We start from the raw sequence: 20,299 nt of genomic DNA on the forward strand, positions 1-20,299 counted from the left end.
TGGCCCCGGGTTTTATCAATGCAGTTCGGTGTCTGCGCCGACTTGCAGCAGTTCCATCAGACGACCGACCAACGGGCCGATTTCTGGCAGTTTGCGACGCTCCAGCGGGTTGTCTCGGAACGGCAGATCGATGGTGATCTCTTCAATGATGGTGCCCGGGCGGGCGCTCATGACTAGCAGCCGGTCAGACATCGCGATGGCTTCGATCAGGTCATGGGTAATGAACAGGGCGGTTTTCTTTTCATCGAACAGCATCCGCGCCATGTCTTGCTGCAGGATCATCTTTGTCTGCGCGTCCAGGGCCGAGAACGGTTCATCGAGAAACAGTACTTGTGGGTCGATGGCCAGTGTGCGCGCCAGCGCCGCGCGCTGACGCATGCCACCGGAAAGTTGGAACGGGTAGTGGTCGGCAAACCCCTGGAGGTGGCAGCGATCAAGCAAATTTTTGGCGATGGCCTGACGCTTGGCGGCTGGCACGCCTTGGATTTCCAGGCCTAATTCGACGTTACGCCGAATGCTGCGCCACGGCATCAGCAAGTCTTTTTGCAACATAAACGCGACCTGGCGAACCGGGCCAGTGACGGCTTCACCGCCGACGAACACTTCGCCTTCGGACGGAAGATAGAGGCCGGAACCCATGTTTAGAATGGTGCTTTTGCCGCACCCGGAAGGCCCGATGATCGACACGACTTCACCGCGACGAATTTTGAAGTTGACCTCGCGGATGGCGAACGGCGCTTCAGTTTTCCCTTTGGCTGGGAAACATTTACCAACATTACGGAATTCAATTTCCGTGACCTCCACATCTTCTTTGAGAGCGGGTTTGTTCCTATGTGGGGCGACGGCGTACATCTCATTCACAGCCATTGGTAGGGTCTCTGGTCTGTTTTATAGGTAATACGGTGTTTATTGCATGAACAATGCCAGAGAATTGATAGAGTCCTTTTCTGTATAAAACACGTTCTAAATTAATGACTTAAGGAATACACACGATTTTATTTGTGTTTCATATATGAAACGATGTTTGTCCTGTGGCACGAAATTGCACACCGGTTGTGTGCAGAGGTGCTGATTTGCTTGTGTGCGGTGCTTTTCCAGTAACGCTAAGTGTGGGAAATAACGTCGTTGTTTTAAATATGAAACAAGGCCGCCAGGCCAGCGTCAGGCGAATACCGTCAACCGGCAAATAGCGATTACGGTGACTACCTCTAGGCTGAAATGGGATTCGGGTTCAAAGGTGTGAGATGGGGTGACTAAATAGCGTATGTATTTGCACGGGGTTGTTGAAGTCGTGGACTGGAACGATTATGAGCATGCCCCCACCATGCTTTTGTGGGAGGTAGTGATGGGGATTGGAACTCGATCGTGTGCTCGTGGATGGGCAGGCAATGTAAGGATTTAGCGCGCTCACCTTTCGTCTTTTCGTGTTTGAAATCCGAAAAAAACGAGTACATCATCAAGTATTTATGCACCAGCGAAATAAAATAAAACCGTTTAAAATCAAAAAGCAGAATACCCAATGCACGTCTCGTTTCCCGCTCCAAACACAAAGAAAAAGCCACTCTAACGAGTGGCTTTTTTTTGCCTGCGATTTAGGTAATAGACGCTTCGGCGTCTTTTTTTGGACGACAGCAGGTAACCGCCGAGTTCCAGAGCCGCGTCGTTGTAGCACCGATGCCCTGCACGCATATCGCCAATTCGCCACAAATGTGTCGGCGCACGTCGAGCAGATCCCGTCGGATGAGGGGGCCGACACAGTGGGAGATGATCCGGCCGCCGCTGGGAAATCGGGGTAGGAGAGTGGCGAAGGCGGGCATGGGAATACGCAGGTCCTCCACGGCGGTGGGCTTCGTACTCTAGGAGGGCAAAATGTTTCGGCGGCGAGGTCGCGGTACCAATCACGCTCACAGTGGAGTTGTTTTTGGGGGCTGCAGGCATGCTTCGGCTGGGTAGGAAAACTCCATCGGGAAGGCCCTTTGCCATATGTCCAACCCAGCCGGTGTTTCATTGTTCGCTGACAGATAACTGCGTCACTTTTTTTATTGGCGAGGGCGTTGGGATCGGTTGGTTTCCTTGACCGCAAACATCAGACAGCGCACCGCTTCACGATCCTGTTCTGACAATAAGCGGTAGTAGCGGATCAGTCGCTCTTCCGCTCGATTGAGTTGGCGGGGGCGCAGGGATGTACCAACGGCGGTACGCAGTGAAGCAATAAACGAAGTATTTAGCATGAATCTGGCCCTTCATGAGGCGAATGGAGGCATGGGCGTCTTGCCCGGAACAACTGAATACATAACGTTTATCGAAGAGATGGGCTCGTCATTTTTCGCGACTGTTAGGTTTTTCAGAAGGGGCCGTCGGAAGTGCTTGGTAGAGGTGTAGGAGCGATCTTTAAAAGCCGACTGAATCGAGGCGCGATGGAATGGAGTGCCTGCCAAACTGGCATCAGTCGTCAGGTTGCCGGTGGGAAGGTGAAAAGTGGTAGCGCATTACCGTCGCCGTCTCAACCGGCGTGGTACTTCTTTTTGCCCAGCTCCCCCACATCGGGTTTCGGAGCCTCCACGGACAAAAAGGACGTTTTCCATGCCCATCAACCCACCTGACACCATTCCCGATAACCTGATCGCCAGAGCCGTCGGCGTGCAGTTCATTCATCACCCCACCTTGATCTCCGTCGTCGGCCAACGGCTGGAAAAGGGCATCAAAGAAGCCTATCCAACCTTGGACTTCAGCCTCGACACCACCAAGCTTGCTGCACCTAATGCACTGGGAGGGTGGGACTTACGGATTTTGCTCAATGTGGCGCTCGACCACCTGGGGAAAGGGACTTCGCTGGATTTCTCAACGCGAGGTACACGGGATCATTTCCTGACCAACAGCGCACCAACACCGCTGGCCCCCACAGGTTTAGATGCGCCTGCCGTGGATATGAGCGTGATTGAGCAAGTCATCCGCGAGCTGCCTGGTATTGTCCCGATTGCTTTTCAGCAGGCACTGATCGCGTATTGGGACCAAGGCGCAGAGGGCGGATCGACCCGTTGGCGCTGGCTCAGTGAACTGCTGCGCAGCAACCTGATCAACACAGGCATTGCCCCTTCATTCGCTCAGCCAGCCCGTGGTGTTCTCCAGCAGGTAACGGACTATCCCGATCGGTTCGATCGCGTGGCTGCGATGAAGGCCAAGGCGGTGCATGTCTATATCATCGAAACGACGCTCACCCGAGCGCAATCCTCGTTTACCCTGCTGTCTCCGGACCTGCTGGTGGTCAACGCCTCGTTGATCCTGCTGTGTCCTTTAGCGGGAGGTGTCGTGTCATTTGCTTCTCAGGATGAGTTTGATCGCTACTGGGAGGCGAAGATCGACGGCGCATTTATCGTGGACCAAATTACTTGGAAGCGTTACGAGCCCAATGGCAACGTGTTCGACGTCCAGGCGGCTGCGGTGCTTAATCAGCAGTTGCAGGACCTGGTGGCTATCCCGTTACCCTCTTATCAGGGGCTTCATAAGTTGGAGCAGCAATATGATGCCGTGAGCGATCCCACCCTTTTATTTGTTGCTCCAACGCTTGCCACAGTGCCTATGGCCGCCCAACTGCCCGACTGGTTGAAAAACGCCTCGGATGCTCAACGCCTGGGCTATCGCACCCATCTATTGGAGCTCGCAGCTGCTAAAACCCAGGCTCAAGGGCAGTCCTTTCTGGACGGAGTAAATGATATCAGGACCTTTGCAGCGAGCGCCCTGCATGCGCAGATGCTGACCGATCAACCGATAGCGCCCGGCTACAACCCTGACGAACTGGAGCTGACATTTGCAGTGGCCGCAGGCTACCCAGGCGGCGCGGGAATTGTTCAGCGCAAAACAATGTCACTGACTGATCTCGCCTTGAGCAACCTCGTTGGCAAGCCCAAGGGCCCTATGACCATAGGGCACACCGGCGGTCAATTGATCCAGGACTGGACCACCCCCGATTACCTGACTGATCTGGTCCAGCGCGTGGACATCGGCAAAACCTACCCGGAATACCTCAAGCGCCTGCTGTTGTCCGATAGCGACGCAACCACGCAACGCCAGCGGCTATTCGGCGAGCAGTTACGGGCGCAGTTGCCGTTGCGGGCGTTGGAGCTGGCGATCCAGGGGCAGCAGGGTTTCACGGTGCAGGGCTATCGGTATGTCGCTGCGCTGATGCAATTTAGTGACGCTGAGCGTGTTGTCGAGGACCGCCACATCGTCATCCGCTCGCTGGCACTGCTGCGCAAACCGGGGGCCCGGCCGGACAAGGTCGACAACATGTTTGTGATCCAAGCGCAGGACCTCCAGCCTGGCCCGGTTATTCTTTATCGCCCGCTCTATCCGCAGTTGTTGACCCAGTACGCCAACCGCGAGGCCTTGTTGGCGGCGATTGCCCAGCCGGGTGCGCTGCAGGACAGTGTGCTGATGTGGCTTAGCGAACCTGCGCGAGCGGTGTATGCCAACGGTGGCTTCAAAGAGCCGCATATCATCCGATTTGGCATGGGGTCTGAGTTCGACCGCCTGGAGACGCCCGTTCCCGCAACGTTGGCGGCCGATGAAGGCAGTGAAGAGTTGCTGCAACACCTGCGCAGTGGCCGCTTACTGCCCTCTCTGTTTGGCGAACATGCACGGGCCCTGGTGGACCTGGCGGATCGCGAGTCGGTGTCCAATGCTGAAAGCCGCTGGGCACTGCTCCTGGAAGGTGGCGGGTTGTTGCTCAACACCTTGCTCTTGCCCCTGTTGCAAGGCTCTGCGATGTCGATCGCGTGGTTGTTGATGCTGACCCAAAGCTTGAACCAGGACATTCCTGCTCTGGAGAGCAGCGATCCCGTTGCGCGAGAGCTGGCCTGGATCGACCTGTTGAGCAGTCTCAGCCTGGCATTGTTGCATGTCACCCGGGGCACGCCGCCCAGTCAACCCTTGATCGCGGCCGAACCACGCGATGCGGCGTTGGTGTTGGCCCCCTGGCGTCGTCCCGCCGGGAGTTTATCCACGGGGGCAAGGCTGGCGGTCGGCACCGTAGCCTTGCCTGACGTACTGGTTGCAGAGGGCCGAACGGTTTTCGATTTTGCCTTTTCCAACGCCTTGAATCACCTCAGTACCAGCCAGCGTGCTTATGTCGAGGGTTTCAAAGTGCCTCGTCCCGCCCAACTGCCTATGCCGATCATGACCGGGCCGCTCCAAGGTCTTTACCGCCTTGACGGTGGTTTGTATGCCTTGATTGGCCATGACCTGTACCGCGTGAGCCAAGAGTCGAGCCGTGTGTTTATCGTTGACGCGCTCAACTCATCACGCACCGGGCCATGGTTGAGGAGCAATGGCAGCGGTCGCTGGGTCTTGGACCTTGCGCCGAAGCTGCGGGGTGGTGCGCCGGGCGATCAGATCAAGGCACAACAAGAGAAAAATCGTCAAGCGAAGAGGAAAATGAAAACCGAACAGAGCCGGCTTGACCTGGAAACCGCACGTGTGGCGGATGTGATGACTACGCGTTTCGACCACGTAAAAGCTCAGCGGGAGCCGTATCTGGCTGCCAGAAAGAAACTCAGAAACTGGTGGACACTGCTCAATCAAAATACCGATGAGCGAAAAGTCACCTTCCTGAAAAAACAGCACGAAGACCAACAAGCCGCCTGCCCGGCATTGCTGCAGTCATTCAACAGTGCGTTGGAAGCGTTTGTGTCGCAGGCGGCTCTCTTGATTGATGCACGACGCGCGCTGATCAAAGCGATCAAGCCCGCCGAGGCGGCGCTGGAAACCAGCGACTTCGAGAGCGCCCGTTCCAGTGAATATGGCGCCATCAGCGCCACGCAATTGCTTATCCATAATCTGCATTTGGCGCTGGCCATGGACAGCAGTTTTTCACCACGGGGTGAATCCATTGGTGAGATCGCCCAGCGTATCGATCCGAACACTCCGACCCGAACATCCGAGGCCTATCAGGACCTGATTTCACGCTTGATGGAGATGAACGAGCGCGAGCAGCAACTACTCCAAGACACCTGCGCGCTGGAGGCCACGCTGAATGAGCAGGCCCAGGATTCCACCCGAGGCTTGGGGGAGAGTCGGGCGTTTATCAAGTCGCTGCCCACCCAGGAGATGGCCGACCCGTTCAACGTAACGCTGAACAATCTTAACTTGCTCAGAACCTTGAGCATCGACAGGCTCGCGCTGTCGGACGCTCCTTCGGTCCAGCATTTTTACCAGTTGCTCAACGAGCAGAACCTGCGATTGGCGACGTCTTCTCACATTGCGCTAAGGACCTATGCGCACTTTTCGGTCAGCGAGCGCAAGGCGGTGCTGGCAACCTTGATCAACCAGTATGGGGTGCTTGCGACTGCATCCGACTCATTGCATGGGCTGGATCCGGCGTTGAGTCGTCCTGGTTATCAAGCGCGTTTCGTGGAGCGGCTGGATGAGGCCCGCATCAGCGCCGAATCCGACTTGGCGGCATTGGTTCGAGAGGAGGAGGGTGTAGCCGTACTAACACCTGCGCCGTCCTTTCGAGAAGCCAAGCGGTCTACCCATCGCGCCTTTAAAACCCAGCGGCGTGGCACGTTGATCGGTGACGTCCGGGTCGTGCAAAGAGAGGGGCAGGTGGCCGTCATGGATATTCTCGATCCGTTCAATCAGCAGCCGGTCGCCAGTTTTGTCGAGCACCCTGCTGAAGGTGTCTGGAAGGATTTGGTGGTTGCCCACTCTGAACGACCAACACCGGCGCCGCCTCGTCGCTCCTTGGCAAACCTGAAGATTGCTGCCAATCAACTGATCGAGCAGAAAAAAGGCATTCGCAGCTCCATCCATTTCCAGATGAAAAAACTGCAAGATCCCACACGTCTTGAACATGTCAACCCAATGGATTGGGACATCATGTTGACGCAGCAGGCGAATAAACTCAGGGGCATCATTGGCGAAATTGAGGCCGCCCATGCTGACAAACCCGGTGTGTCGGCGTTGTTGCGCGAGTACCGTACCGAGGTGGCCAGCATGCTTGAAGAAGGGCGGGGCTACTGCAGCACGGGCTACAAGGCGCAACGCCCCACTCAGGAAAACGTCGATTATCTGTGGACTCACCGAAAGGTCGATATCAACCTGGTTCACCGGCGTCAGCTCACTGCCAGTGGTGACTACGTCGCTGAATTTTCAGTTCGGGAAAAGAACCAGCCGAACGTGCTCTGGTATGCCCATTTTCACTATGCCGATACCGACGTAGTGGACAGCGCCTACAGCGTTGCTCACCTCAAGTTGGCCCACCAGCGGTTCCTGCTGCAGAAGGATCTGGTGCGAGAGGCCGGCTCTAACGACAGTGCCGTGCTGAAGGTGATCTATGCCGATGTAACGCCACCCTTGGACCAAAAGCTGTTTCTCGGGTTACTTGCAGGCGATCAGTCATGAATACGTGGCCTTGCGGGGCAGGCAGCACATATATTCACGCTCGACCGCACACGTTAAGCCTGTTTGTGTGGCTGAATCGCCCCGCAATGGGAAACGCTGGGGCGCATCGGCACTGATGTAAAAAAAGGTCCTGGCGAGAAAAAACGGGAGCAACATCGCCAGGACCTGAAAGCATTCAGATCACTGGGCGCCGATCCATTTCGTCACGGTCGGCGCCTGCCATCGTTCAAGCGCGTCGATCAGCGTCACCGGGTCGGTATCGAACACCAGCACCTCGCTGTGTTCGGTCTTCATGAAACCCTCACTCACCGCATGATTGAGCAGGCTGCGCAGCGGTTCAAAAAAGCCCGCGATGTTCAAGCACGCGACGCCTTTGTGGTGTTCGCCCAGCTGCGTCAGCGTGGCCACCTCGAACAACTCTTCAAAGGTTCCCAAGCCACCGGGCAGGGCAATGAACGCGTCCGCGCATTCGCTCATGCGGGTCTTGCGACTGCGCATGTCGGGTGTCACTTCATGCCGGGTCAGGCCCGGGTACAGGTGCCCGAGGTCGCACAACAGTTGGGTGATGATGCCTACCACTTCACCCCCCTCGGCGAGCACGGTGTCGGCCAGTACACCCATCAATCCTTTGCTTGTGCCGCCATACACTAAACACACACCGCGCCTGGCGATCTCCCGGCCCAATGCCTGGGCGCCTTCGATATAGGCTGGGTTGAAGCCGTGGTTGGAGCCGCAGAACACGGCAATGCTGCGCAGGGGAGAAGCGCTAATCATGGAATTGATCCTGGGGTTGGATTTCAGGCAGGCAAACAGGATCTGCATGATGTAGTCGCTTGGCCCCCTGCCAAAGAGCCAAGAATTGCCAGCGTGTATGGGCCATGAGCTGGGTCAGAGTAGCGCCAGGATTTTTTGCCCAAGCCGTTCGGCACTGGCTTGCGAGTCGATGTTGGCGAAGCCGAGCATCAGCCCGCAATGGGTTTGGGCACCGATGCAGCACTCGCTCAAGGCTTCGGCGTAGATCCCTGCCTGCCGCAGGCGCGCGACTAGCGCTCGGTCTGATTGTGGCACGGTCAATCGCAGGAGCAGGTGCATGCCGCCGGGTTGGGCATCGATGTGAATGTGTTCGCCCAAGGCATTGCTCAGGCCTTTGACGACTGCTGACCGGCGTTCGCCGTAGAGTTTGCGCATGCGCTGGATATGACGGGCGAAGTGGCCCTCGGTGACAAAGGTCGCAACGATGGCCTGGGTCAGCTCCGGGACGCCGCCGAGGAACGTCTGGGCAACCTGCTCGAAGCGTTCGACCTGCGCCGGTGGCACCACCAGATACGCAATGCGGATGCCGGGAAACAATACTTTGCTGAAGGTGCCGGCGTAAAGGACGCGACCCTCGCGGTCCAGGCTCTTGAGCGCGGGAAGCGGGCGGCTGACGTAACGGTACTCGCCGTCGTAATCGTCCTCGATGATCCACGCTTGCTCCCGACTCGCCCACTCCAGCAGTTGCAAGCGTCGCGGCAACGACAGCGACATGCACAACGGGCTCTGATGGGCCGGTGTGACCACCACGGCACGTGCGCCGGATGAGTCGTTGATGGCTTGCGTGACTTGCATGCCGTCCTGGTCCACCGCAACGGGTTGCACGCCGATCTGCAAATAGTCGAGCACCTGGCGGGTAGGGGAGTAACCGGGGTTTTCGACGAGGACGCGGTCGCCCGGCTGCAGCAGGGCGTGCACGATCAGCGTCAGGCTGTTGCGATAGCCCGAAGTGATGAACACCTGCGAGGGCTGGCAACTGATGCCGCGCGCCAAGTGCAGGTAGCCGGCAATCGCGCTGCGCAAGGACTCCAGGCCCTGTGCCGCTGGATTGGCCATCTGCGCAATCCCCGTTGCGCGCACGCAACGGGCGCCGATCTGCGCCCAGATTTTGCGCGGAAATTCGTCCAGCGCCGGCAAGGCCATCTGGAAGGGCAGCACCGGCGATTTTTGCCGGAGCGCGGCGCCCGAGACTGGGCTCAAGCTGGCTGCCTCTCGGCTGCGGGTCGCCTGCACATTGAGCCCTTGCGCTACTACCGTACCGGCCTGGCCACGCGACTGAAGGTAACCTTCGGCGGTCAGTAACGCGTAGGCGGTATCGACGGTTCCCCGTGCCAGCCCCAGCTCTTTAGCGAGTGATCGAGCCGCGGGAATGCGTTCGCCCGGTGCGAGTACCCCGTCGGTGATCGCACTGCGAAACCGCCAGTAGATCTGCCGGTAGATCGGCTCCCTGGAGCTGGGGTTGATGGGCGAAAAGCGATTGACGGGTTTTCTCATGCGCGGGCTCTGAAGGCGACAACGTCGCAGGCTTAAACAACCACCCTACAAGTCTCATGACCTGCTTCAAAGGGCCATGAATCGCTTCGGCGACTGGGCCATGACGGTATAAACATGGCCTATGGCATTAATCAAAACATGGCTCTTCAAGCATAGGCCAAGCGGCCCCACGATGCAGTCCTCCAAACAGCAAACCCCGAGGATTCATCATGACTCACCGCATCAACTACTCCAGCGCTTCCCCTGAGGGTTACAAGGCTTTCGGCAATGTGTACGGCTATTTGCTCAAGAGCGGCTTGCCCACCGAGTTGGTCGACCTGGTTTACCTGCGGGTCTCGCTCATCAATGGCTGTGCGTTTTGCATCGACATGCATTCTCGCGACCTGCTCAACCTGGGTGTCGCAACGGAAAAACTGGTGCTGGTGCCGGTGTGGCACGACGCCGGGAATGTCTTCACCCCGCGTGAACGCATTGCACTGGCCTGGGCGGAAAGTGTCACGCGGGTTGCCGAAACCGGCGTTCCCGATGCCGTCTATGCGGCCGCTGCCGCTGAGTTCAGCGAAAAGGAATTGGCAGACCTCACCTACGCCATCAGCTTGATGAACGCCTTCAACCGACTCGGCGTGGCATTCCGCTCGAAACCGGCAGCCGCCGAAAAAGCTTGATCCCATACGCTTTCGCCGGGTTTCGAGGCCCGGCGAATCCTTTTAAAGGAGCAATGACACATGGCTTGGACACTGCTGGGCGTTGCTGGCATTTTGGAAATCGCATTCGCCTTCTATATGAAGGGCTCCGAAGGCTTCACGCGGCTGGTCCCCGGCGTCTTGACGGTGATCACCGGCCTGTCGAGCGTTTTGCTACTTTCATTCTCGCTGCGCACATTGCCGGTGGGTACGGCTTACGCCGTGTGGACCGGTATCGGTGCGGCAGGCACGGCAATTGTCGGCATGGCCTTGCTGGGCGACTCGACGTCGCTGCCGCGGATACTCTGTATCGCGGTGATCCTGGCAGGCGTGATTGGGCTCAAACTGGTCTCGGTGAATTGAGCCGGCCACTAGCCTGGCTGTCCGCTAAAATTTCTACTTTGCAGCCAGGTATTTATGACCTCAACCAGTTCCGTCTTGCACTCCACCGGCAACCAATGCCCACCGGATAAGCTGGTTACGCTGAGGTCTGCGCATGCCGCACGCATGGGATCGCCCAACTGATTGCCCTTAATGGTGTTCATCGGGTCGTAATCGCCGTTCACAAACAGTACCGGCAACGACAGGCGGCCGTCATTGGGCGCGCGGTGGGCGTAATCGATGTTGGCAGCGTCGTTCAGGTACCACGCGCAGGGCGCGCGAAAACCATGCGCCTCGAAACTGCGTACCAGTGCCGCGAAGTCTGCCTGCGGCCATAGCGCCGGGTCGGGTTGGGTGGGTGGCGCCTGATGCGCCTCGCCAAACCGCCCGCCTTTGCGGGTGACTTCGGCGTTTGATGCCACCTTGCTGATATTCGCCGGATCACCGCGTCGATAAATCGACGCCAGCGATGCGGCTTTATCCGCATCAAGATCAGCGACAGCGCTCGCAAAGTGCGTGTTGTAGTAGCGGTAGTAGTCCCATTGACCGTCTGGGTACTGGTTTGCCGGATAGAGCGTGCGGTCCACCAGCGGCACGAGCGTGGGCAGTGCGTTGGTGCTCGGGAAGTAGGGCACTGACACCAGCACGACGCCGCGGCTGCGCTGCGGTTGATGGGCGGCCAGTTCACCCGCCACCACGCTGCCCCAATCGTGGCCCACCCAAATGGCGGGTGCTCCGCCGAGATGGTCATGCAGCTCGGCCATGTCGGCCACGATGTTTTCAAGGGTGTAGGCGTTGGTGTCGGAGGGCGCAGAGGAGCCCCCATAGCCGCGCATGTCGGGTGCGACGCAGTGCCAGCCTTGGGCGGCGAACGCCTCGATTTGCGCGCGCCAGATCAGGCTGAGCTCTGGCCAGCCGTGCAGGAAAATCATCAACGGCCCATCGGCCGGGCCCGACTCCAGATAGTGCGTGGTATGGCGGGGCGTGTGGTAAATACGCGAAGTCAACGTGAATGTGGACAAAGGAAATCCTCCTGATTAACGCACGAACTTTACATAGACAAGCTCAGGGTCATGCTCATCAAGGTTCTCGATTCGCCCGCTGGGTATGAACCCGGCCCTGGCAAGCATGGCTTGGGACGCCCGGTTGGAGGCATTGGTTGAGGCAAACAACTTGGGCGTTTTGCATAACGCTTCTGCGCCCGCCAATAATTGCAGCGCCAGGCCCTGGCGTTGATGCAACGGTGACACGACCACCAGCGCAACAAAGTCGTAGCTGAAAAACTCATCAGTCAACACCAGGTAGCCTGCGCATTCACCGGCAGTGACGATGACCAGGCATCGTTGGCTGATCACCGCGTCATGGATAAACACGCGCCGATGAGCGTGGGCTGTGGCGTAGGCGTCCAACTCGACCAGGGCGCGTACGTCTTCAGGCGTGGCCTGGCGGATAAGCCGGTTTTCAGGGGCCGGCGGGTGTCGGTCTTGGGCCATTGGAACCACCGTTGGAGCGAATGAGTAAGGTGTTAGTGTTGAAGGCGTTTGCAGTGTTCAAAAAAAGTACAACGGGCAAGTGCATCAGCAGCATACAGGTAGCGCTGGCCTTGAGCGCCTCCTTGGCCAGCGCTTTGCCGTTAGCGTATCAAGCGCCAGGCCTGACGCGGAATGCCAGGAAGACCGGGCCGGCCGGGAAGGTACTGACTTCCAGCTCATCGAGTGGATTGAGCGTGTTCGTTCGCACCCCTGCGTTGCTGTAGAGCGTGTGGCTGCCCGATGCCGCAATGTTGATCTTGCCGGCACCCGCCTGGATCAGCGTGGCCTTGAACCCTTCAGTCACATTGTCACCCACGGTGAGTGTGACGTCAGTGTTGCTGATCACCAGGATCGACTTGCCTGAATCGGCCATGGTCAAGGGCCTGCTGGCCGTGATTGAGGCACTGGTGTGCACGTGGCCCCCGGCGTGGTAAGTGACCATCCTGGGGTCGGCGAAGACGCGCGCGAAGGTGCCGACATAGTTGACACTGGCGCGCATGTCGTCGAACTGTTCCAGCACATAGGTGCCGATGCTGCCGGAGACGTCTGTGCTGGGGTCCAGCGCCCATTTGCGCCCTACCATCAGCCCGATCTGGGTGTTGGCACGTACACCGGCGCGTAACTCTTCCAGAAACAGTGTGCTGATCTGGCCGCCACCCTTGCCCTGGGCATAGGTAAAGCGGGCAATGGAGTGGCTGTCGCCGGTAGGGCTGCCCTGGGAGGTATCGACCTGGTAGTCGATGTAGTCTGCCGAGACGATGGTGCTGGTGGTGTTGGCGTTAGGCGCCCAGGTGAAATCCAGGACTCTGCCGGTTTTGATCTGCTCCTGCGCGACGGTGGTCTGGGTGGTTGTGGTAGAGCCTGACTGCTGCAAGTCGTCGTTCATGCTACTCATCCTTAAGTAAAGTGCGTGCTTGGGTGTGGGTCGACATGGCCCGAAGCGTATGACCGCCGTCATAGCGCTATTTTTCTACAGTGCAAAAGTGGCTTCACTTATTTAGCTGTATATAAATACAGTAGTACGAGTTTTTCCTTCGCGCTATTTTGTCGACGAGTGGCAGGCTGGCTGGGTTGATCGCGGGCCTTTATCGACCTGAAGCGGGCGATGAAGGAGGCTCCTTCGAGTTTGCCTTATGCTCGGCTGCATCTCGCTCAGCACGCCGTTTCTGTGCTTGCTCCTGTTTGAACTGCTGCTGCCAGCGCGCCAGCGCCTCCGCACCGTCCGAGGCCTGGGCGGGCACTGCAACACACAGGATCAGCCCTGACAGAGCTGCGATAAAAAGTGTCTTCATGTTCGTTCACCTTGGTTGTTTTAAATTAACTACGCGCCGCTAACCGCACGGGCGTATTGCGCCAGCAGATCGGCTGCATCCTGGTAGCAACCCGCCAGTTCGCGTGCGCCCAGGCGCATCAATGCGTGCGCTGTGCGTCGGGCCTGAAGGGCATTGAGCGCAGGGTGTGCGGCAAACCGGGACAAGCGCCGGGCACCACGTTGTGCGCAGCGCGCGATGGGGGTGCCGGGAGGCAGCTGCCGGGCCTGGTCTTGCAGGCGTTGCAGGCTGCGGCTCAGTTGCAGTGACAGGTAGCCAGCCGTGTGAAGCAGTGGGGCATCAGGGCCGGTGAGCGCCTGCAACGACACGATCCGGTGTTGTTGCCTGGCCTGCCACTTCAGCAGGTCCATGCGTGCGCCATCGCGCAATAACTGTCGGGTGCTGGTGTGAACCGCGCGCTTTATCGCGCGCACGTGGCGCTCGGTGTTTCTTGGCAGCAGCTGGAATGCCAACAGGCAAATCGCGAGTGCCACCAGCCAGGCGAGGGCCTGATTGGCAAAGTCGATGAAGTCGTATTGAGCAGTCCCGGCGGTACTGACCAGCGTGTTAAAAGTGACCAGGTAGGCAATGCCCTGGAACGCGTGTCGCGGCCGGGTGGTGGCCTGAATACCGATGATCCAGAAGGCGCTCAGTACGACGATGAGCAGCGCAACGCCACTGATATGAGGCAGCAGCAGGAACTTGCACACCGTCGCCGCCAACACGCCGTACAGCGTGCCCTTGAAGAACGCCGCAACGCCACGAGTGGGCGCCGCAGTGGCCGCCAGCAAGGTGCAATAGGGGCCTAAAACCGCCAGCAACGACGGGCCTTGGTCCCAGGCCGTGAGGTACCAGACGGCGGCGGTGGCCAGCGTTGCGACCAGGGCGCGAATGCCATTGCGCAGTGCATCGCCATAGTGACGGTGAAAACCGACCGCACGGGCGGGCGCCTGTGGGGTGCGCTCAAGGCAGGCAAAGCACTCCAGGGCGCTGGACAGGTCCGCCAGTGGCTCACTCAGCCGCGCGGGGAGTTCAGGTTCATCCACAAGGCGGTCTTGCAGGGTTCTGACCTGCGCAGCGGTGCTGAAAAAGTCACGGCGGGCGTCGGCCAGTTCGTGCAGCGCTTGGCCCGCACGCCTATACGCAGGTGCAGCAGGCTGGTCGGTCGGGGCTGTGTGCTGGACGGCGGTGTGCAGGACCGCGGCGTGCAAATACGCCAGCCCGGCCTGAAGGGTCGGCAGTCGGGTGCGGATCAGCTGTGACTCACCTCGACCGATCCCGAGCAGGTCATCCACCTTGGCGATATCGCTGGCGAGTTGGCATTGCTCAACCGTGGACGTCTCACGTTCGCCACTATAGCGAGCCGCCAGCAACCGCAGCGTGCGCGAGCAGACATCCCCAAGCACCTGCTTGAGTTGCTGCTCGACCGTCTTGCGCCCGAACAGCGTGGCCACCAGGCTCAAGCTCAACACGCCGAGTGCCACCGCCGATCCCCTTGTAACGATATGATCAAAAGCTTGCGCAGGGGCAACGAGCGCCGGGCCAAGCGCCAGGCAAACGGTGTAGCCGGCGACCACGGCTGCGGTGGCGTGGTAGTGCCGCAGCAAGGTCATGGCGGCGACACACAGCCCCAGCCACAGCCCGATTGCGAGGATGAACAGCAACATTTTCTGCGCAAACAAACCCGTCAGGACCACGGCCGCGATCAGCCCCAGCGCGGTGCCCAACGCTCGATAGAGGCCTTTACCAACCGCCGCGCCCTGTAGCGGATGAATCAGCAGCAACACGGTCGACGTCGCCGAGAAGGGTGAGTCCAGGTGCAGTTGCAAACCCAGCCATAGTGCCAGGGAAGCGGCCGCCAGACTGCGAAACACGTAACCCGACGAGCCGGGTGTCCACACCCCGGGCAGTACGGCCAACACGCGCGCCACCGGCCCCGTCATCACAGGTACTCCTGCAGCCAGCGAGTCAGTCGCCAGTGCGGCTCAGCACCGGCCTCAGTGACTTCGACGCTGGCGGTCATGCCTGCCGCCAGCTCCACACCCGCTGGCACGCTGTCCAGTTCAATGCGTACCGGCACGCGTTGCGCCAGGCGTATCCAGCTGAACGTCGGCGCTACTTGGGGCAAGCCGCTGTCGCTGCGCAACTCGTTACCGTCGGCAATCCCGCGGCCGATACTGGCGACATGCCCTGTAAGCAGCGGGGCAAACCCCATCAGCTTGATCGAGGCCGGCGCACCCACCCGAACGCCCGGCAGCTTGGTCTCTTCGAAATACCCGGTGACCCAGAAACTGTGGCTGTCGACCACATAGATATTGGTGCTGCCCGCCACCGCGTAATCACCCGGCTGCAAGCGAAGCTGAGTCACATAGCCGTCGACAGGGGAACGAAGGGTGGTGCGCGCCAGGTCAAGCTGCGCCTGGGCCAGCTGGCTCTGAGCGGCGTCCACCTGCGCTTTGGCCACGGCCAGGTCCTGGGCGGCATTGTCGGTCTGCTCCCGTGCAATGGCGTCGCCGAGTTGCTGGCGCCGCCTGAACTGCGCGCTGCGCTGCTCAAGCACGCTACGCGCCTGGGCCAGTTCGGCCGTGCGTTGTTGCTGGGCCAGCAGGTAGGCGCGCTGATCGATCTGATACAGCAACGTACCCTTGGCCACCCACTGGTTGTCGCCCACCCGCAACTGTTCGACCTGGCCGGACACCTCGGGTGCAATGCGTATGACCTGCGCGCTGACGCGCCCGTCGCGTGTCCAGGGTGCCAGTACGTAGGCACGCCACAACTGGGTGCAGAAAAACACCGCAAGCAGCCCGAGCCCAAGGGTCACCAGGCGCTTGAGGATTTTATCGAGTGTCATGGCAGGCCCCTCACAGCTTCAATACCAGTATTGAAAGGACCACCACGGACACAAAGAACCGCGTCAGGCTGGGGTGCCAGGTCCAGTCCAGCCAACCGCGCAGGAGGCGTTCGAGCACCGCGTAAATCAGCGCGGCAGCGCCCATGTAGAGCAGAAAAGGCGGCAGGTAGAGGTTGGCAATCGTGATTTCGCTAAGCATTGCGTGAGTCTCGCCATCGGCCTTCACGCTGAAGGCCCTGCTGACGATGGTAGGGAATGCCCAGGCGTGCCGATATTGAGTATGCTGCCAACTTATAATCAAATTCAGACATACGAGTACCCGGTAATGGACGACACCACGCTCTACACGGTTGACCAGTTTGAGTTTGATGCGCTGCATCAGCCTGCGGTCGCGATGATGCTGGGCACCCAGCGCCATAACGCCGAATACGCTGTACACCGCCACCGTAAAGGCCAACTGGTGGTGGCCTATCACGGCGGCATTGTGTGCACCGTGGAAGATGGCGTGTGGATGGTGCCGACAGGGTTTGGCGTGTGGATTCCGGCCGAGGTTGCACACAGCAACCGCATCACCGCCAACGGCAAAGTCGGGTTTCTATTCATAGAACCGGGGGCCGCCGCGCTGGCGCAAAAATGCTGCACCCTGGTGCTGTCGCCGTTGATCCTGGAGTTGATCAAGCACTTGGGCGCCCTGGAGCAGGATTATCCGGCGCACAGTGCAACCGCGCGCTTGGCGAGCGTGCTGCTCGAACTATTGGAGCAAGCGCCTTCAGAGCAGCTGTACCTGCCGCTGCCGGCCTCGACGCAACTGCGTGCTATCGCGCGCAGCTTGGCGCAGGCCCCGGAAAACCGCCGCACCATGGCCGATTGGGCGCATCAGGTGGCGATGAGTGAGCGGTCGCTGGCGCGTTTGGTCAAGCACGAAACCGGGCTGACATTTGGCCAGTGGCGCAAGCAATGGCAAATCATCGTGGCCTTGCAGAGCCTCGCCGAAGGCGAGTCGGTACAGCGCACCGCCGAGGCGCTGGGGTATGAGTCGGTCAGCTCCTTTATCAGTATGTTTCGCAAGACCCTGGGTTCATCGCCGGCACGTTATATCCGCAGTACACAGCCCGCCAATCGTGCGCTTAATACTGATCCACCAGGCGCTGCAACTGCGGGTCTCGAATCGTAAACACTTCGAACAGCCCCAGCGCACGTAATGCCGGCAGCAACGCCAGCAGGTCTTGCTCGGCGATGGTTCGCTGGTGTGCATCGGTGTTTGGATCACACCAGGCCTGGGCATTCACCAGAAAGGCACCCACGCTGCCTTTGCGGATAACAACGCCGTGGCGTTCGGTCTGATTCTGGTCATCGGGTAACAGTTCTTCGGCGCGCATGCTGTGTATTCCTGGGAGGAGAGGCTGCGACTATAGACGCGCCAATCTGGCCTAAGTACGCTATCAAAGACAATCAATAGTCTGTTAAGGCCGCTTATGCCCACTCCGTTAATTCCGTCTTCGGTATTAGCCGCTGTCGATGGCCCTCTGGTGGTCGCCGTGGTCCGAGTGGACGCTGAACGGCGTATCACCGAGCGCCATTGCCATGGGCGTGGGCAGTTGCTGGGCACTAGCCAGGGCTTGTTGTCGGTGGACGCCGGCGCCAGCCAGTGGGTGGTGCCTGCCACCCATGCAGTGTGGATCCCGCCGAATGTCTCCCATGGCGCGTGCTCCCATGGCCCCTTCGCAGGCTGGAGTGTGTATGTGTCGCCGCAGGGCTGTGTCGAGTTGCCGGATACGCCTTGCATCCTCGCCACCTCCGGCCTTTTGCGTGAGGCGGTGATGCGCGCTGCCGCCTGGCAGAGCGCTGAGCTGGACGCTGCGCAGCGGCGCTTGGCTGGAGTGATTGTGGATGAGATCCGCACACTGCCCCGTGTGACCTTGGGCTTGCCGATGCCTCAGGATGCGCGCCTGCGCAAGATCGCCCAAGCGCTGTCCGATTGCCCTGATGACGAGCGCCACCTGCAGGAATGGGCGGCCTGGGCGGGCATCGCCCCGCGCACACTGACGCGGCGGTTTGTGCTGGAAACAGGGTTCAGCTTCACCGCGTGGCGTCAGCGCGTGCGTTTGTTGCGCGCGCTGGAGAGGCTGGCCACGGGCGCGCCCGTCACGCGTGTCGCGTTGGAGTTGGGCTATGACAACGTCAGTGCCTTCATCGCACTGTTTCGCCGCACATTTGGGGTGACGCCTGGGCGTTACTTCACGGCGCAGCCGAGTTTGTAAGTAAAAAATCAATACCTGTGTTAGTTAATCAGTGTTTTTATTAACAGTTATTCAGCTGTTGTTCAGAACTTACTAAGCTGAGTAAACAGGCGCTACTACCTTTACAACTCTTTACCTTTGCGGTCTGGATGCTCGAAAAAACAACATGCTAGCCTGCGCGTTTTAAACAGGCACCCGGTCGCATGAAAAGGCTAAAGGAACTGGCTGTAAACAAACCCTGTTCAGCTATATTTATAGTGGCGTTTATTGTATTGGCTGCCCTGCAATACAAACCGGCTGTGCTCAACTACACCACACGTTTTGTCGACTTTGCCGAGTATATGCTCGCCCATGGCGTGACGCTGTTTCCGATTGCCGATGACCTGCAGCCGTACCCCGATTATACGGTGCTCAATACACTGCTTGTGTACCTGGTTTCCTTGCCATTTGGGCGTGTATCCATTCTGTCGATGGGGCTGCCATTTTGCGTGGCGGCCGCCTTGATGCTGGTGTTTATTTACAAGCTGGGTGCCTTGCATGACAGAAAATGGGGCGCTTTTGCGGTGGTATTTGCGCTGTTTACCTGGTCATTCCTCGACGGCGTGAATTCCTTGGCGCTGGACATCTACCCGGCGCTGTTTACCGTGATGTGTTTTTACCTGGCCTATGCGGGCCAGTTCCACCCGCAGCGCTTTCACCTGCTGCCGGTGCTCCTGGGCCTGGCGCTGGGCTTTGCCTTTCGTGGCCCTATTGGTCTGATCGGCCCGGCGGGCGTGGTCGCCGCTTATTATCTGTTAAGTCGACAGTGGCGCCTGTTGCAGGTGTTCTGCCTGCTCGCGGGCCTGGTGCTGGCTGCAGGCATTGCCGTGCTGGGCTGCGCGGCCTACCTGCAAGGTGGGCAGGCTTTTGTGCAAGAGGTGCTGGTGATGCAAGGCTTGGGGCGCTTTGGCACTGATCACGCACCGCGGTATTACTTCTACTTCTCCGCAGGCTTGCTCACCTATGGCGTCACTGCCTTTATCGCATTAAACGTGATCATCAAGCAGGGCAAACACTTCTTTGCGCGCGCGCCGGCGCCGGCCACGCAGATGCTGCTGTACCTGACGGGTTGGTTATTGGTGGTGATTGTGTTGTTCACGATTCCAAGTTCCAAGAAGGCGCGTTACATCCTTTCTATTACGCCGGCTATTTCATTATTGGCTGCCTATATCTTTGTGGATCGCAGCCAGCGCTTTGCAAGTACCCGCGACAAGTTGCTGAGGTTCTGCCTGAACTTACCTGTGGTCGGCCTGGGCATGTTGTTACTTGCCTTTATCTATGGCCTGTATGCGGCGACGCCGCTGCGGCCTAACTATCTTGGCGCGTGCGCGGGGTTGACCGGCCTTATTGCCATTCGCCCTTGGGTAACGTCGCGGTTCCAGGCACATCCACAGCGGGAGTTCTTGCTGTTGTGTTTTGGTGCTGCAGCCTTCCTGGTCCTGGATATGTTCTTCTTTAATTCGATTACTTACCACCTGGAGTTGGCCGATGAGCCGACACCCAAGTTTCTGCCCTATTGGTTTTGGTGAGGCAGGGTTTTGGTAGGGCAGGGATT

Annotated in this window: 17 protein-coding genes; 6 read left to right on the top strand and 11 right to left on the bottom strand. The window is 59.0% G+C overall.

Features of this window, described 5'->3' with window-relative positions; translation table 11 throughout:
- Nucleotides 1-15: 15 nt before the first annotated feature.
- Nucleotides 16-852: an ABC transporter ATP-binding protein gene (locus K0H48_RS17770; protein ID WP_257627025.1), complete on the bottom strand. Its 837-nt coding sequence runs from the start codon at nucleotides 850-852 to the stop codon at nucleotides 16-18.
- 1,731 nt (nucleotides 853-2,583) lie between these two features.
- On the opposite strand from K0H48_RS17770, the gene K0H48_RS17775 reads away from it, so the two are divergent.
- A complete protein-coding gene (locus K0H48_RS17775) occupies nucleotides 2,584-7,401 on the top strand; it encodes a DUF6543 domain-containing protein (protein WP_219268482.1) in 4,818 nt (1,605 codons plus the stop codon).
- A gap of 180 nt (nucleotides 7,402-7,581) precedes the next feature.
- Here K0H48_RS17775 and K0H48_RS17780 read toward each other — a convergent pair whose 3' ends face one another.
- Both K0H48_RS17780 and K0H48_RS17785 read right to left on the bottom strand, forming a co-directional pair.
- Nucleotides 7,582-8,175: a TIGR00730 family Rossman fold protein gene (locus K0H48_RS17780; RefSeq protein ID WP_219268483.1), complete on the bottom strand. Its 594-nt coding sequence runs from the start codon at nucleotides 8,173-8,175 to the stop codon at nucleotides 7,582-7,584.
- Between the two features lie 114 nt (nucleotides 8,176-8,289).
- Nucleotides 8,290-9,708: a PLP-dependent aminotransferase family protein gene (locus tag K0H48_RS17785; RefSeq protein ID WP_219268484.1), complete on the bottom strand. Its 1,419-nt coding sequence runs from the start codon at nucleotides 9,706-9,708 to the stop codon at nucleotides 8,290-8,292.
- A 209-nt stretch (nucleotides 9,709-9,917) separates the two neighbouring features.
- Between K0H48_RS17785 and K0H48_RS17790 the strand changes: the two genes are divergently transcribed.
- A complete protein-coding gene (locus K0H48_RS17790) occupies nucleotides 9,918-10,373 on the top strand; it encodes a carboxymuconolactone decarboxylase family protein (RefSeq protein ID WP_219268485.1) in 456 nt (151 codons plus the stop codon).
- Nucleotides 10,374-10,433: 60 nt separating this feature from the next.
- Nucleotides 10,434-10,754, top strand: a complete 321-nt coding sequence (locus tag K0H48_RS17795) for a multidrug efflux SMR transporter (protein WP_219268486.1) — start codon at nucleotides 10,434-10,436, stop codon at nucleotides 10,752-10,754.
- Between the two features lie 8 nt (nucleotides 10,755-10,762).
- Here K0H48_RS17795 and K0H48_RS17800 read toward each other — a convergent pair whose 3' ends face one another.
- From K0H48_RS17800 to K0H48_RS17830, 7 genes are all read right to left on the bottom strand, one after another.
- Entirely contained in the window at nucleotides 10,763-11,794 is a 1,032-nt protein-coding gene (locus tag K0H48_RS17800; protein WP_219268487.1) for an alpha/beta hydrolase, read from the bottom strand.
- Nucleotides 11,795-11,809: 15 nt separating this feature from the next.
- Nucleotides 11,810-12,265 (bottom strand): GNAT family N-acetyltransferase, encoded by a 456-nt coding sequence (locus K0H48_RS17805; protein WP_219268488.1) that lies wholly within the window; start codon nucleotides 12,263-12,265, stop codon nucleotides 11,810-11,812.
- A 148-nt stretch (nucleotides 12,266-12,413) separates the two neighbouring features.
- Entirely contained in the window at nucleotides 12,414-13,190 is a 777-nt protein-coding gene (locus tag K0H48_RS17810) for a hypothetical protein (RefSeq protein WP_257627013.1), read from the bottom strand.
- Between the two features lie 199 nt (nucleotides 13,191-13,389).
- Complete coding sequence (locus tag K0H48_RS17815; RefSeq protein ID WP_219268490.1) at nucleotides 13,390-13,596, bottom strand: hypothetical protein; 207 nt, start codon at nucleotides 13,594-13,596, stop codon at nucleotides 13,390-13,392.
- A gap of 29 nt (nucleotides 13,597-13,625) precedes the next feature.
- Nucleotides 13,626-15,557 (bottom strand): FUSC family protein, encoded by a 1,932-nt coding sequence (locus K0H48_RS17820; protein ID WP_219268491.1) that lies wholly within the window; start codon nucleotides 15,555-15,557, stop codon nucleotides 13,626-13,628.
- Nucleotides 15,557-16,465 (bottom strand): HlyD family secretion protein, encoded by a 909-nt coding sequence (locus K0H48_RS17825; protein ID WP_219268492.1) that lies wholly within the window; start codon nucleotides 16,463-16,465, stop codon nucleotides 15,557-15,559. The genes K0H48_RS17820 and K0H48_RS17825 overlap by 1 nt, the downstream gene beginning before the upstream one ends.
- Before the next feature lie 10 nt (nucleotides 16,466-16,475).
- Complete coding sequence (locus K0H48_RS17830) at nucleotides 16,476-16,664, bottom strand: DUF1656 domain-containing protein (RefSeq protein ID WP_219268493.1); 189 nt, start codon at nucleotides 16,662-16,664, stop codon at nucleotides 16,476-16,478.
- 126 nt (nucleotides 16,665-16,790) lie between these two features.
- Between K0H48_RS17830 and K0H48_RS17835 the strand changes: the two genes are divergently transcribed.
- Entirely contained in the window at nucleotides 16,791-17,639 is an 849-nt protein-coding gene (locus K0H48_RS17835) for a helix-turn-helix domain-containing protein (protein WP_138815569.1), read from the top strand.
- On the opposite strand, the gene K0H48_RS17840 is transcribed toward K0H48_RS17835, so the two are convergent.
- The gene (locus tag K0H48_RS17840; protein ID WP_219268494.1) at nucleotides 17,593-17,844 is read right to left on the bottom strand and encodes a hypothetical protein; all 252 of its coding nucleotides are present in this window, start codon (nucleotides 17,842-17,844) and stop codon (nucleotides 17,593-17,595) included. The genes K0H48_RS17835 and K0H48_RS17840 overlap by 47 nt on opposite strands.
- A 96-nt stretch (nucleotides 17,845-17,940) precedes the next feature.
- On the opposite strand from K0H48_RS17840, the gene K0H48_RS17845 reads away from it, so the two are divergent.
- Nucleotides 17,941-18,726 (top strand): helix-turn-helix transcriptional regulator, encoded by a 786-nt coding sequence (locus K0H48_RS17845; protein WP_257627014.1) that lies wholly within the window; start codon nucleotides 17,941-17,943, stop codon nucleotides 18,724-18,726.
- Between the two features lie 182 nt (nucleotides 18,727-18,908).
- Nucleotides 18,909-20,273 carry a glycosyltransferase family 39 protein gene (locus K0H48_RS17850; protein ID WP_219268495.1) on the top strand — a complete coding sequence of 455 codons (1,365 nt, stop codon included), beginning with the start codon at nucleotides 18,909-18,911 and terminating at the stop codon, nucleotides 20,271-20,273.
- The last annotated feature ends 26 nt before the right edge of the window (nucleotides 20,274-20,299 follow it).

Origin of the sequence: Pseudomonas sp. Xaverov 259 (assembly GCF_019352915.1) — a bacterium.
Lineage (GTDB): Bacteria > Pseudomonadota > Gammaproteobacteria > Pseudomonadales > Pseudomonadaceae > Aquipseudomonas.